Origin of the sequence: Salmonella sp. 741265116_PST (assembly GCF_046567715.1) — a bacterium.
GTDB lineage: Bacteria > Pseudomonadota > Gammaproteobacteria > Enterobacterales > Enterobacteriaceae > Salmonella > Salmonella enterica.
Genome location: NZ_JBKFPH010000038.1, coordinates 1 through 12,307, shown reverse-complemented (window position 1 = coordinate 12,307; position 12,307 = coordinate 1). Strand labels below are relative to the sequence as shown.

General features: G+C 53.8%; 11 protein-coding genes and 1 other annotated feature. Of the genes, 8 read left to right on the top strand and 3 right to left on the bottom strand.

Annotated elements, in window-relative coordinates:
- Nucleotides 1-136 precede the first annotated feature (136 nt).
- Together acrR and mscK are read left to right on the top strand one after the other, a co-directional pair.
- Nucleotides 137-790 carry a multidrug efflux transporter transcriptional repressor AcrR gene (gene acrR / locus ACLD11_RS19385; RefSeq protein WP_023201991.1) on the top strand — a complete coding sequence of 218 codons (654 nt, stop codon included), beginning with the start codon at nt 137-139 and terminating at the stop codon, nt 788-790.
- Between the two features lie 118 nt (nt 791-908).
- Entirely contained in the window at nt 909-4,271 is a 3,363-nt protein-coding gene (gene mscK / locus ACLD11_RS19380) for a mechanosensitive channel MscK (RefSeq protein ID WP_411015268.1), read from the top strand.
- 41 nt (nt 4,272-4,312) lie between these two features.
- Here mscK and ACLD11_RS19375 read toward each other — a convergent pair whose 3' ends face one another.
- From ACLD11_RS19375 to priC, 3 genes are all read right to left on the bottom strand, one after another.
- Nucleotides 4,313-5,236 (bottom strand): Rpn family recombination-promoting nuclease/putative transposase, encoded by a 924-nt coding sequence (locus tag ACLD11_RS19375; RefSeq protein WP_000440508.1) that lies wholly within the window; start codon nt 5,234-5,236, stop codon nt 4,313-4,315.
- 69 nt (nt 5,237-5,305) lie between these two features.
- Nucleotides 5,306-5,473: a pleiotropic regulatory protein RsmS gene (rsmS, locus tag ACLD11_RS19370; protein WP_000051161.1), complete on the bottom strand. Its 168-nt coding sequence runs from the start codon at nt 5,471-5,473 to the stop codon at nt 5,306-5,308.
- A gap of 13 nt (nt 5,474-5,486) precedes the next feature.
- Nucleotides 5,487-6,014, bottom strand: a complete 528-nt coding sequence (priC, locus tag ACLD11_RS19365; RefSeq protein ID WP_024146141.1) for a primosomal replication protein N'' — start codon at nt 6,012-6,014, stop codon at nt 5,487-5,489.
- 68 nt (nt 6,015-6,082) lie between these two features.
- On the opposite strand from priC, the gene ACLD11_RS19360 reads away from it, so the two are divergent.
- The 6 genes from ACLD11_RS19360 (at nt 6,083) to htpG (ending at nt 12,171) form a co-directional block, all read left to right on the top strand.
- The gene (locus ACLD11_RS19360; protein ID WP_001189860.1) at nt 6,083-6,460 is read left to right on the top strand and encodes a DUF454 family protein; all 378 of its coding nucleotides are present in this window, start codon (nt 6,083-6,085) and stop codon (nt 6,458-6,460) included.
- A 152-nt stretch (nt 6,461-6,612) separates the two neighbouring features.
- Nucleotides 6,613-7,164: an adenine phosphoribosyltransferase gene (gene apt / locus ACLD11_RS19355; protein ID WP_000127350.1), complete on the top strand. Its 552-nt coding sequence runs from the start codon at nt 6,613-6,615 to the stop codon at nt 7,162-7,164.
- A gap of 113 nt (nt 7,165-7,277) precedes the next feature.
- Nucleotides 7,278-9,206, top strand: a complete 1,929-nt coding sequence (dnaX, locus tag ACLD11_RS19350; RefSeq protein WP_023214890.1) for a DNA polymerase III subunit gamma/tau — start codon at nt 7,278-7,280, stop codon at nt 9,204-9,206.
- Nucleotides 8,539-8,603 (top strand) — a sequence feature (DnaX frameshifting element). (Overlaps the previous gene by 65 nt.)
- Before the next feature lie 45 nt (nt 9,207-9,251).
- A complete protein-coding gene (locus tag ACLD11_RS19345) occupies nt 9,252-9,581 on the top strand; it encodes a YbaB/EbfC family nucleoid-associated protein (RefSeq protein ID WP_000467098.1) in 330 nt (109 codons plus the stop codon).
- Nucleotides 9,581-10,186 (top strand): recombination mediator RecR, encoded by a 606-nt coding sequence (gene recR, locus ACLD11_RS19340; RefSeq protein ID WP_001195023.1) that lies wholly within the window; start codon nt 9,581-9,583, stop codon nt 10,184-10,186. The genes ACLD11_RS19345 and recR overlap by 1 nt, the downstream gene beginning before the upstream one ends.
- A 110-nt stretch (nt 10,187-10,296) precedes the next feature.
- Nucleotides 10,297-12,171: a molecular chaperone HtpG gene (gene htpG, locus ACLD11_RS19335; protein WP_001523272.1), complete on the top strand. Its 1,875-nt coding sequence runs from the start codon at nt 10,297-10,299 to the stop codon at nt 12,169-12,171.
- Nucleotides 12,172-12,307 lie beyond the last annotated feature (136 nt).

Here is a 12,307-nt window from a genome sequence, read left to right as displayed (position 1 = left end):
AACCTCGAGTGTCCGATTTCAAATTGGTCAATGGTCAAAGGTCCTTAAACCCATTGCTGCGTTTATATTATCGTCGTGCTATGGTACATACATTCATAAATGTATGTAAATCTAACGCCTGTAAATTCACCGACATATGGCACGAAAAACCAAACAACAAGCGCTGGAGACACGACAACACATCCTGGATGTGGCCCTGCGTTTGTTCTCGCAGCAAGGCGTATCAGCAACCTCGCTGGCGGAGATTGCGAACGCTGCTGGCGTGACGCGCGGCGCAATCTATTGGCATTTCAAAAATAAGTCGGATTTATTCAGTGAGATCTGGGAGCTATCAGAATCCAATATTGGTGAGCTTGAGATTGAGTATCAGGCAAAATTCCCCGACGATCCACTATCTGTATTAAGAGAAATTTTAGTTCATATTCTTGAAGCTACTGTAACAGAAGAACGACGCCGCTTATTGATGGAGATTATATTCCATAAATGTGAGTTTGTCGGAGAAATGGTTGTGGTTCAACAGGCGCAACGTGGCCTTTGTCTGGAAAGTTACGATCGGATTGAGCAAACGTTAAAACATTGTATTAATGCTAAAATGCTGCCTGAAAATCTGCTGACCCGTCGTGCGGCGATACTGATGCGCAGCTTTATTTCAGGGCTCATGGAAAACTGGTTATTTGCTCCGCAATCGTTTGATTTAAAAAAAGAAGCTCGCGCCTACGTCACTATCCTGCTGGAGATGTATCAATTGTGTCCGACGCTGCGCGCGTCGACGGTCAACGGCTCCCCCTGATAATATTCCAGGAAAACTCCTGGACATTTTCTGTGTCGCTATTCTGTTTGTTACAGGCGTGATATTCTTGCGACTCAATTATTTCCGGTCTGCTTGCCGGTTCAGACACTTCATTCTCATGACTATGTTGCAGCTTTATAAACGTTCACAGCATTTTGTTTTTATTACAATTAGCTTCCTTATTATCCTGCTGTCCTGTCAGTCTCTGGCATTTGCCCGGGGGCAAACGAATGGCGACCTGCCGTCAAAAGCAGATGTGCAAAACCAGCTGGATACGCTGAATAAGCAAAAAGATCTCTCCGCCCAGGATAAGCTCGTCCAGCAGGACCTTATTGATACGTTAGCTACGCTGGAGAAAATCGAGCGGGTAAAAGAGGAGACCGTACAGCTACGGCAGAAGGTGGCGCAGGCGCCTGAAAAAATGCGCCAGGCGACGGCTGCGTTGAATGCGCTGAGCGATGTCGATAATGATGATGAAATGCGAAAAACGCTGAGTGCGCTTTCGTTACGTCAGCTTGAGCTACGTGTGGCGCAGGTACTGGATGATTTGCAAAATTCGCAAAACGATCTTGCCGCTTATAACAGCCAGCTTGTTTCGCTACAGACCCAGCCTGAGCGCGTGCAAAACGCCATGTATACCGCCTCGCAGCAAATACAGCAAATCCGTAACCGTCTGGACGGCAATAACGTCGGGGAAGCCGCGCTTCGCCCCAGCCAACAGGTGTTATTACAGGCAAAACAGGCGCTGCTTAATGCGCAGATCGACCAGCAACGTAAGAGTCTTGAAGGGAATACCGTTTTGCAGGACACCCTGCAAAAACAGCGGGATTACGTGACGGCCAACAGTAATCGCCTTGAACATCAGCTTCAACTTTTACAGGAGGCGGTCAACAGTAAACGACTTACGCTAACGGAAAAAACGGCCCAGGAGGCCATTTCGCCGGACGAAACGGCGCGTATCCAGGCGAATCCGCTGGTAAAACAGGAACTGGATATTAACCATCAACTCAGCCAGCGTCTGATTGTCGCGACCGAAAACGGCAATATGTTGATGCAGCAAAACATTAAAGTAAAAAACTGGCTCGATCGCGCGCTGCAGTCGGAAAGAAATATCAAAGAACAGATTGCCGTCTTAAAAGGCAGCCTGTTGCTGTCGCGTATTCTTTATCAACAGCAGCAAACCCTGCCCTCCGCCGACGAACTCGAAGATATGACCAACCGTATTGCGGATTTGCGTCTGGAGCAGTTTGAAATCAACCAGCAGCGTGATGCCTTATTCCAAAGCGATGCCTTTGTCGACAAGCTGGAGGAGGGGCATACCAGCGAGGTGAATGATGAAGTTCATGATGCGTTGCTTCAGGTGGTGGAGATGCGCCGTGAGCTATTGGATCAGCTAAATAAACAGTTGGGTAACCAGCTGATGATGGCGATTAACCTGCAAGTTAACCAGCAGCAGTTGATGAGCGTCTCGAAAAATCTGAAAGCCATTCTGACGCAGCAGATTTTTTGGGTGAACAGTAACCGGCCTATGGACTGGGACTGGCTTAAAGCGTTCCCCCAAACGTTAAAAGAGCAATTCAGCGCCATGAAAATCACGGTGAACTGGCAAAAAGCCTGGCCCGCGGTATTTATTGCTTTTTTGGCCGGGTTGCCGCTCTTACTCATCGCCGGTTTAATCCGCTGGCGTCTGAAATGGTTAAAAGCGTATCAACAGAAGCTGGCCGCCGCCGTGGGATCGCTGCGTAACGATAGTCAACTCAATACGCCAAAAGCTATTCTGATCGATCTGATCCGCGCGCTGCCGGTGTGTCTGATTATCCTCGCGCTTGGACTGATCCTGCTGACCATGCAGCTAAATATCAGCGATCTGCTCTGGGCCTTTAGTAAAAAGCTCGCGATGTTCTGGCTGGTCTTTGGGCTGTGCTGGAAGGTGCTGGAAAAAGAGGGCGTGGCGATACGCCATTTTGGTATGCCAGCGCAGTTGACCAGCCACTGGCGTCGTCAGATTGTACGCATTAGCCTCGCATTGCTGCCGCTGCACTTTTGGTCTGTGGTGGCGGAGTTGTCGCCGCTGAATCTGATGGATGACGTGCTGGGACAGGCGGTTATTTTCCTCAATCTGCTGGTCATAACATTACTGGTATGGCCACTGTGCCGGGAAAGCTGGCGCGATAAAGAATCTCACGGCATTCGACTGGTGACCGTGACGATTCTTTCCATCATTCCGGTGGCGTTAATGGTATTAACGGCGACCGGCTATTTCTATACCACCCTGCGCCTGGCGGGGCGCTGGATTGAAACCGTCTATCTGGTCATTATCTGGAACCTGCTTTATCAAACAGTGCTGCGCGGGTTAAGCGTAGCGGCGCGCCGGATTGCCTGGCGACGCGCGCTGGCTCGTCGTCAGAATCTGGTAAAAGAGGGAGCGGAAGGCGCGGAGCCACAGGAAGAACCCACCATCGCGTTGGAGCAGATTAACCAGCAAACATTACGTATCACGATGCTGCTAATGCTTGCCCTGTTCGGCGTTATGTTCTGGGCGATTTGGTCCGATTTGATCACCGTATTCAGCTATCTTGATAGCATCACGCTGTGGCACTACAACGGCTCCGAAGCTGGCGCTGCGGTGGTGAAAAGCGTGACGATGGGCAGCTTGCTATTCGCCATTATTGCCGCGATGGTGGCCTGGGCGCTCATCCGCAACTTACCCGGCCTGCTGGAAGTGCTGGTGCTTTCACGCCTGAATATGCGCCAGGGGGCTTCGTATGCGATCACCACGATCCTTAACTACGTCATTATCGCTGTTGGCGCGATGACAGTATTCGGATCGCTCGGCGTCTCGTGGGATAAACTCCAGTGGCTGGCGGCGGCGTTGTCGGTGGGTCTCGGTTTTGGGCTACAGGAGATCTTCGGTAACTTTGTCTCGGGTTTAATCATCCTCTTCGAACGTCCGGTACGCATTGGCGATACGGTAACGATCGGCACCTATTCCGGTACGGTCAGTAAGATTCGTATTCGCGCCACCACTATTACCGATTTTGATCGTAAAGAAGTGATCATTCCGAACAAAGCGTTCGTGACGGAGCGGCTGATTAACTGGTCCCTCTCCGATACCACGACACGTCTGGTGATCCGGCTTGGCGTGGCCTATGGCTCGGATCTGGAGAAAGTGAAAAGAGTCTTGCTACAGGCGGCGATGGAGCATCCGAAGGTGATGCACGATCCGGAACCTGCCGTATTCTTCACCACCTTTGGCGCCAGCACGCTGGATCATGAACTGCGTCTGTATGTGCGTGAATTGCGCGATCGTAGCCATACGGTGGATGAACTGAACCGCGCGATCGATCGACTGTGCCGTGAAAATGATATCAATATCGCCTTTAACCAGCTTGAGGTGCATCTGCATAACGCGAAGGGCGACGAAGTCACTGAAGTGAAGCGCGATCTCAACGGCGGCGATCTGGCGCCTACGGCAAGCTAAAAGGCGGTGGGCCGCGCGCTTTATGAGTGCGCGCGGCGCCGCTAATGCGACAGCGTAGAAAGCTCTTCCGGCGTAATGCCGGTGACGCTGGCGATGAGCCCAGGTTCCAGCCCGTTGGCAAGCATTTTGCGGGCAATAGCGCGCGCTTCGGCCTCACGGCCTTGTGCTAACCCTTGCTCAAGGCCTTTTTGCAACCCTTCCGTTCGGCCTTTTTCTTCCAGCCATTCCGCTATTGTCATCAGTTGTTCCTTATACTGCGGCGCGCCCTGCGCCAGTTGACGAATCAGCGCCCCGGGTTCTGCGGCGTTTCCTGCTTTCAACATATAGTTGATCAGCACACTGAGCTGCGTGTCCGTCAAATGATCCTGCGTTAAAAGCGTGATAAGGGGGTCGAGCAGTTCGCTTAAATCGCGTTGACGAATATGTTTTTGCAGGAGCTCTAACATCGCTATCCGCCGATGCTGCAAAAGCTGATTATCCGGCATTGTCGTCAGGTCGACCAGCGCAAATTCGCGGCTGTATAAGGCCTTCGCCATATCCGGTTTCACAAACATATTATGCCAGTTAAGGCTATAGGGCCACGGGCTTTCCGGACCGTGATAAAAAAGGATTGGCACCACCAGCGGCAAGGTATCATGACCGGCATCCAGATGACGCTGCATGGCGGCAATGGCGTAACGCATCAGGCGAAAAGCCATCAGCCGGTCTGATTTGCTCTGATGTTCAATGAGCGCGTAAACATACCCGGGGCCGTGTTGGGTATGTAAAGAGTAGAGAATATCTGAATAGCGGCTGCGTAAATTGTCTTCAACAAAACTCCCCGACTCCAGCTTCAGTGAATCCAGATCGCAGATTGCAAGAAAGGCTTCTGGCAAGTGAATAGCCAGAAAGTCGCGGGCGACCTCTTTTTGCATCAGCATCTGTCGAAATACCGCATCGTGCGGCGTGGTGGGTAGACGTTCCATGACCCGTTCCTTGTTGCCTGACTGTAGCGACCACTTTGTCAGCGACAACGAGGACAAACCAGGGGGCAATTACTCTGTTTGCGAGTCGTCTTCCGTACTTTTTAACTTGTTTTCATAATCACGCATAACTATTTCCAGCGCGCGTAGCACCGTTCGTGCCGGTAAGCGATTCTCTTCAAGCAGCACAATTAAATCCACGGCCAGTTTGACTTCATCAGGGGCATTTTCAAGCGACATACTTTCTCCAGGATTAACGGGTTAAACGCGCCAGTACGTTTTCTATTTTCTCCAGCGCATGTCGGCAGCGCGCCAGCCGCCCTTCATAGATCTCGACTTCCTTTTGCAGCGTTTGTTGTTCGACAAGGCTGGTCGCCTGCGCCAGACGAATTTTGCGCTCCTGTGTCATCGCCAGTAGTCGACGTTCAAACTCCTGATGCTGTATTCGTCTGCGCTGCCAACGGCCAAGCCCTGGCGCGGCGGTGTCCCACTGGCGCAGCGACCAGGCGGCGGTTTCACGCGATATCGCCTCCAGTTGCGAAGCCAGATGTTCCGCCAGCCAGGCGACTTGCGGCAGTTGCTCATGTTTTACCGCCTGACGCAACGCGACGAGATTGGCGTCAGCCTCTTCCAGATATCTCTGCAACAGAGTACTGCGGGTACGGAAAAGGTGTCGGTCAAAGCGCGCGCTTAACGTAGCATGTTGCGCCAGCGGCGCGCAGCGTTGGCGTAGCGTCGCCAGCCTCTCTCCCAGCGTCTGTAACAGCATAGCGGTTTTCAATTCAACACCCCGATGAAAATAAGACAGGCTGTGCTACAGTAGCCTTCTGTTTGATAACGATTCGCATTATGCAACGTACTATTTTAATCATCATTGGCTGGCTGGCGGTAGTATTAGGGACATTGGGCGTGGTTTTGCCCCTGTTGCCGACTACGCCGTTCATTTTACTGGCGGCCTGGTGTTTCGCCCGCTCGTCGCCGCGTTTCCATGCCTGGTTGTTATACCGCTCATGGTTTGGCGGTTATCTGCGCCACTGGCAGCGCTATCGGGCCATGCCGCCGGGCGCGAAACCGCGAGCGATCGCGTTGATATTGCTGACCTTTGGTATATCGCTGTGGCTGGTGAATATGATGTGGGTGCGGGTGCTGCTGTTGGTTATTTTGGCCTGTCTGCTGATTTTTATGTGGCGGATACCGGTGATTGATGAAAAGCAACAAAAGCGCTGAAGCACACGAATCGCTGTTGCAATTGTCGTTCACAGCCAGTAAATTCGACCGTTTTCGAGCACAGGCGCAGGCGGTCAAAGAGTAACCGAGCGTTACCCCTGACTGAAAAGTATTGCGCCGTGAGTAACACCGTACTTAGCAGGCATATATCCATGACCGCGACTGCACAGCAGCTTGAGTTTCTCAAAAACAGCATCAAAAGCATTCAGGATTACCCGAAACCGGGCATTCTTTTCCGTGATGTCACCAGCTTACTGGAAGACCCGAAAGCCTACGCGCTCAGTATTGAACTGTTGGTTGAGCGTTATAAAAATGCGGGTATCACCAAAGTGGTCGGCACCGAAGCGCGTGGCTTCCTGTTTGGCGCGCCGGTTGCGCTTGGGCTGGGCGTTGGTTTTGTTCCGGTACGTAAACCGCGCAAATTACCGCGTGAAACTATTGCCGAGACCTATGAATTAGAGTACGGCACCGATCAGCTGGAAATCCATGTCGACGCGATTAAACCTGGCGACAACGTGCTGGTCGTGGATGATCTGCTGGCGACTGGCGGCACCATTGAGGCGACCGTGAAGCTGATCCGTCGTCTGGGCGGGAAAGTCACCGATGCGGCGTTCATCATCAATTTGTTCGATCTGGGCGGCGAGCAGCGTCTGGAAAAGCAGGGGATTACCTGTTATAGCCTGGTGCCGTTTCCAGGGCATTGATTCAGGCTATTCGCACTGCTATTTTAGCCAGAGAGACAACCTCGCTGTATCGGCGAGGTTGTGTTAGCATTACCCTTCTATGAATCCACCTTCCAGCGTTTCAGAGCCTGCCAATGAGTTATCAGGTCTTAGCCAGAAAATGGCGCCCACAAACCTTTGCTGACGTCGTCGGCCAGGAACATGTGCTGACCGCACTGGCGAATGGCTTGTCGTTAGGGCGCATTCATCACGCATATCTTTTTTCCGGCACGCGCGGCGTCGGTAAAACCTCTATCGCCCGACTGCTGGCGAAGGGGCTGAACTGCGAAACCGGCATTACCGCGACGCCGTGTGGCGTTTGCGATAACTGTCGGGAAATTGAGCAGGGGCGTTTTGTCGATCTCATTGAGATTGACGCCGCATCGCGTACCAAAGTCGAAGACACCCGCGACCTGCTGGATAACGTCCAGTACGCGCCTGCGCGCGGTCGCTTTAAAGTCTATCTGATCGATGAAGTCCACATGCTGTCGCGCCACAGCTTTAATGCGCTACTTAAAACGCTTGAAGAGCCGCCAGCGCATGTGAAATTTTTACTGGCGACCACCGATCCGCAGAAGCTGCCGGTGACCATTTTGTCGCGCTGCCTACAGTTTCATCTCAAAGCGCTGGATGTTGAACAGATTCGCCATCAGCTTGAGCATATTCTCAATGAGGAACATATCGCTCACGAACCCCGCGCGTTGCAGTTGTTATCGCGTGCGGCTGACGGCAGCCTGCGCGATGCATTAAGTCTGACTGACCAGGCGATCGCCAGCGGCGACGGGCAGGTTTCGACGCAGGCGGTAAGCGCCATGCTCGGTACGCTGGACGATGACCAGGCTTTGTCATTAGTCGAGGCGGTGGTTGACGCTAACGGCGAACGCGTCATGTCGCTTATCAACGAGGCGGCGGCGCGCGGTATTGAATGGGAAGCGCTGCTGGTCGAAATGCTTAGCCTGCTGCACCGTATTGCGATGGTGCAACTTTCGCCTGCCGCGTTAGGCAGCGATATGGCGGCTATCGAGCAACGGATGCGCGAACTTGCCCGGACGGTGCCTCCCGGCGATCTTCAGCTCTACTATCAGACGTTGTTGATTGGCCGCAAAGAATTACCCTGGGCGCCGGACCGGCGGATGGGCGTTGAAATGACGTTACTGCGTGCGCTGGCGTTTCACCCGCGTATGCCCTTGCCGGAGCCTGAAACGCCGCGGCAGTCTTTTGCGCCCGTGGCCCCAACGGCGGTAATGACGCCGCCGCAGGTGCAGCAGCAGTCGGCGCCCGCGCCGCAGACATCGCCAGCGCCGCTGCCGGCGTCTACCAGTCAGGTGCTGGCGGCGCGCAATCAGCTACAGCGCGCGCAGGGAGTAACCAAAACAAAAAAGAGTGAACCGGCAGCCGCATCCCGCGCGCGGCCGGTGAATAACTCTGCGCTGGAGCGGCTGGCCTCGGTTTCGGAGCGCGTACAGGCGCGCCCGGCGCCATCTGCGCTGGAAACGGCGCCAGTAAAGAAAGAGGCTTATCGCTGGAAGGCCACCACGCCGGTAGTACAAACCAAAGAAGTGGTGGCTACGCCAAAAGCGCTTAAGAAAGCTCTGGAGCATGAAAAAACGCCGGAGCTGGCGGCTAAACTGGCGGCGGAAGCGATTGAGCGCGATCCGTGGGCGGCGCAGGTAAGCCAGCTTTCTTTGCCTAAGCTGGTGGAGCAGGTGGCGCTTAATGCCTGGAAGGAGCAGAACGGCAACGCGGTTTGTCTGCATCTGCGCTCGACGCAGCGGCACCTCAATTCCAGCGGCGCGCAGCAAAAGCTGGCGCAAGCGCTCAGCGATCTGACGGGAACGACGGTTGAACTGACCATCGTTGAAGATGATAATCCCGCGGTGCGTACGCCGCTGGAATGGCGTCAGGCCATTTATGAAGAGAAACTCGCGCAAGCGCGTGAGTCAATTATCGCGGATAATAACATTCAGACGCTGCGTCGATTCTTCGACGCCGAGCTGGATGAAGAGAGTATCCGCCCCATTTGATCGTAAGCCCGGCTTGCGATTGTGAACCATCAAGAGAGAGAGCTTATGTTTGGAAAAGGCGGTCTGGGCAATCTGATGAAACAGGCCCAGCAGATGCAGGAAAAAATGCAGAAAATGCAGGAAGAGATTGCGCAGCTGGAGGTGACCGGCGAATCCGGCGCGGGTCTGGTGAAGGTTACCATCAACGGCGCGCATAACTGCCGCCGCGTGGAAATTGACCCAAGCCTGCTGGAAGATGACAAAGAGATGCTGGAAGATCTGGTCGCTGCGGCCTTCAACGATGCGGCGCGCCGCATTGAAGAGACGCAAAAAGAGAAGATGGCCTCCGTCTCTTCCGGTATGCAACTGCCGCCAGGCTTTAAGATGCCATTCTGATGCAAACCAGTCCGCTGTTAACTCAGCTTATGGAAGCGTTGCGCTGCCTTCCGGGCGTCGGCCCTAAGTCGGCGCAGCGGATGGCGTTTACCCTGTTGCAGCGCGATCGCAGCGGCGGGATGCGCCTGGCGCAGGCGCTGACCCGGGCGATGTCGGAAATCGGCCACTGCGCCGACTGCCGCACCTTTACCGAGCAGGATGTTTGTAATATCTGTTCGAACCCGCGGCGTCAGGAAAACGGCCAGATTTGCGTGGTGGAGAGTCCTGCGGATATCTACGCCATTGAGCAGACCGGGCAATTTTCCGGGCGGTATTTCGTGCTGATGGGCCACCTGTCGCCGCTGGACGGCATCGGGCCGGATGATATCGGTCTCGATCGTCTGGAACAGCGGCTGGCGTCAGAAAAAATCAGTGAGCTGATCCTCGCGACCAACCCGACGGTTGAAGGGGAGGCTACCGCGAATTATATTGCCGAGCTGTGCGCGGAGGCCGGCGTCGAAGCCAGTCGTATCGCCCACGGCGTGCCGGTTGGCGGTGAACTGGAGATGGTCGACGGTACGACGCTGTCCCACTCGCTGGCGGGACGCCATAAGATTATTTTCTGAACAAACGGAGGCGGCATTCGCGGCCTCCGCTTGAAATCACACCCGCTTGTCCCCATCTCACCCTCAACGTATTTTTACCATTAAAAATGGCATTGTTGAGGTCTATCCACATGAAAGGACAAGAAACGCGTGGTTTTCAGTCAGAAGTTAAACAGCTTCTGCACCTGATGATCCATTCTCTTTATTCCAATAAAGAAATCTTCCTGCGTGAACTCATCTCTAACGCCTCAGATGCGGCGGACAAGCTGCGTTTCCGCGCTCTGTCAAACCCGGACCTGTATGAAGGAGATGGTGAGCTGCGTGTGCGCGTCTCTTTCGATAAAGATAAGCGTACGTTGACCATTGCCGATAACGGCGTGGGGATGAATCGTGATGAGGTAATTGACCACTTAGGCACCATTGCTAAGTCCGGCACCAAATCTTTCCTCGAATCAATGGGGTCCGATCAGGCGAAAGATAGCCAGCTCATCGGTCAGTTTGGCGTAGGCTTCTACTCCGCGTTTATTGTGGCCGATAAAGTGACCGTACGTACCCGTGCGGCAGGCGACAAGCCGGAAAATGGCGTGTTCTGGGAATCGGCAGGCGAAGGCGAATACACCGTTGCCGATATCACCAAAAATGACCGTGGTACGGAAATCACCTTACACCTGCGTGAAGGCGAAGATGAATTCCTCGATGACTGGCGCGTACGCTCGATTATCAGCAAATATTCCGATCACATCGCATTGCCGGTAGAGATTGAAAAACGGGAAGAAAAAGACGGCGAAACCGTGATCTCCTGGGAGAAAATCAACAAGGCTCAGGCGTTGTGGACCCGCAACAAGTCGGAAATTAAAGACGACGAGTACAACGAGTTTTACAAGCACATCGCGCATGATTTCACCGATCCGCTGACCTGGAGCCACAACCGTGTGGAAGGTAAGCAGGAGTACACCAGCCTGCTGTATATCCCGTCGCAGGCGCCGTGGGATCTGTGGAACCGCGATCACAAACATGGTCTGAAGCTGTACGTACAGCGCGTGTTCATTATGGACGATGCCGAGCAGTTCATGCCGAACTATCTGCGTTTCGTGCGCGGCCTGATTGATTCTAATGACCTGCCGTTGAACGTCTCCCGTGAAATCCTGCAGGACAGCACGGTAACGCGTAATCTGCGTAGCGCTCTGACCAAACGCGTCCTGCAAATGCTGGAAAAACTGGCGAAAGACGACGCGGAAAAATACCAAACCTTCTGGAAACAGTTCGGTCTGGTGTTGAAAGAAGGCCCGGCGGAAGATCACGCCAACCAGGAAGCGATCGCTAAACTGTTGCGCTTTGCCTCCACCCATACCGACTCTTCCGCCCAGACCGTGTCGCTGGAAGATTACGTCTCCCGGATGAAAGAAGGGCAGGAAAAAATTTACTACATCACCGCAGACAGCTATGCGGCGGCGAAAAACAGCCCGCACCTGGAGCTGCTGCGTAAGAAAGGCATCGAAGTGCTGCTGCTCTCCGATCGCATCGACGAGTGGATGATGAACTACCTGACCGAGTTTGACGGTAAAGCATTCCAGTCGGTCGCTAAAGCCGATGAGTCCATCGAAAAACTGGCGGATGAAGTCGACGAAAATGCGAAAGAAGCGGAAAAGGCGCTTGAGCCGTTCGTGGAGCGTGTCAAAACCCTGCTGGGCGATCGCGTGAAAGAGGTGCGTCTGACGCATCGTTTAACCGACACGCCGGCGATTGTCACCACCGATGCAGATGAAATGAGCACCCAGATGGCGAAACTGTTCGCCGCGGCCGGTCAGTCCGTGCCGGAAGTGAAATACATCTTTGAGCTCAATCCGGATCATGTGCTGGTTAAACGCACTGCCGATACCGAGGATGAAGCGCAGTTTAAAGAGTGGGTTGAGCTGCTGCTGGATCAGGCGCTGTTCGCTGAACGCGGTACGCTGGAAGATCCGAACCAGTTTATCCGCCGTATGAACCAGTTGCTGGTGTCCTGATAACGCTCATCTGATTGCCGGATAGCGACGCGAAACGTCTTATCCGGCCTACGGACGGGTACTGTTTTGTGACTGCCGGATAGCGACGCGAAACGTCTTATCCGGCCTACGGACGGGTACTGTTTTGTGACTGCCG

Excerpts from the sequence above, each read along its gene's own strand:
- ACLD11_RS19345 (WP_000467098.1), top strand. The coding sequence starts at position 9,252 with ATGTTTGGAAAAGGCGGTCTGGGCAATCTGATGAAACAGGCCCAGCAG.
- htpG (WP_001523272.1), top strand. The coding sequence starts at position 10,297 with ATGAAAGGACAAGAAACGCGTGGTTTTCAGTCAGAAGTTAAACAGCTT.
- recR (WP_001195023.1), top strand. The coding sequence starts at position 9,581 with ATGCAAACCAGTCCGCTGTTAACTCAGCTTATGGAAGCGTTGCGCTGC.
- acrR (WP_023201991.1), top strand. The coding sequence starts at position 137 with ATGGCACGAAAAACCAAACAACAAGCGCTGGAGACACGACAACACATC.
- apt (WP_000127350.1), top strand. The coding sequence starts at position 6,613 with ATGACCGCGACTGCACAGCAGCTTGAGTTTCTCAAAAACAGCATCAAA.
- mscK (WP_411015268.1), top strand. The coding sequence starts at position 909 with ATGACTATGTTGCAGCTTTATAAACGTTCACAGCATTTTGTTTTTATT.
- dnaX (WP_023214890.1), top strand. The coding sequence starts at position 7,278 with ATGAGTTATCAGGTCTTAGCCAGAAAATGGCGCCCACAAACCTTTGCT.
- ACLD11_RS19360 (WP_001189860.1), top strand. The coding sequence starts at position 6,083 with ATGCAACGTACTATTTTAATCATCATTGGCTGGCTGGCGGTAGTATTA.
- rsmS (WP_000051161.1), bottom strand. The coding sequence starts at position 5,473 with ATGTCGCTTGAAAATGCCCCTGATGAAGTCAAACTGGCCGTGGATTTA.
- ACLD11_RS19375 (WP_000440508.1), bottom strand. The coding sequence starts at position 5,236 with ATGGAACGTCTACCCACCACGCCGCACGATGCGGTATTTCGACAGATG.